1 protein-coding gene is annotated in these 828 nt (G+C 37.6%); it reads left to right on the top strand.

The genetic code is table 11. From position 1 onward, the window contains the following. Positions 1 to 644, top strand: a 644-nt coding sequence (locus tag AB4238_RS17735) for a hypothetical protein (RefSeq protein WP_372034643.1), incomplete at its 5' end; no start/stop codon positions are given. Positions 645 to 828 lie beyond the last annotated feature (184 nt).

Genomic DNA, 828 nt, shown 5'->3' with positions numbered 1-828 from the left:
CTCAAGTTTTTAATTTTGTCTCTCAATCAGATACAGACAATACATCTGCGATTGAAGTGCACGCCAATTTATCTGAGGCCGCAGTTGATGATGTTATATATGACTTACATATCTATGGTGCTTCAGCGACTGATAAAGTGAAAGTGAACTATACAGGAACGCCAGCGCCAAGCTATTCGATTTTGCTTTCGCTAAAAGATGCTAATAGCCAAGATGTGCTTCAAAGTACCCACATGGAAACAAGTCTGACCAATAATCAAAAGCTTATTTTTGCCTATGGCACGCCTAATGCTTATGGACTTAATGTTTTCGATAAGCCTAATTTTGAAACCGATGATAATAAAAGTCATCTAGTGGTAATGAATTTAAGCAACTACATTTCACCAGATGATAGTTCAACCTATTCTGTTAATATTGAAGGCGCTAGAGTGTTAAGTAACGCCAATAAGTTAGCGCTATCATCTGTTGTCGCATTGACTGAACAAAATGACGATGTGATTGATATTGCGATTAATGGTGGCGTGAACAGTGCAGTATGTAAGATCAGTCAGGCAGATTTACAAATTAAAAAGAACGCTGCAGTGGTATTTTATGATGATCTTAATACGAAAAAAGCGGTTTGTTCATTAATACAAATATTCTAAATGTTAATCGCCATACCGTGTGAATATCGCGCTGTGGCGACTTGAACTGGCTTGAGGGTATGTTTAGCTGAAAGTTTCTCAAATCGGACGGATAAAAAGTAGTCAACCCATTGTTAATCCGCAAAGTCAGTTTTACGCATCCGCTTAAATAGAAAAAATTAGTCAGCCATTGTTAGTCGCCATT

Source organism: Shewanella sp. 10N.286.45.A1 (genome assembly GCF_041470405.1).
In the GTDB taxonomy this organism is placed as follows: Bacteria; Pseudomonadota; Gammaproteobacteria; order Enterobacterales; family Shewanellaceae; genus Shewanella.
Note: the sequence above shows the minus strand (reverse complement) of the source record. Positions and strands in the feature narration are given on the sequence as shown.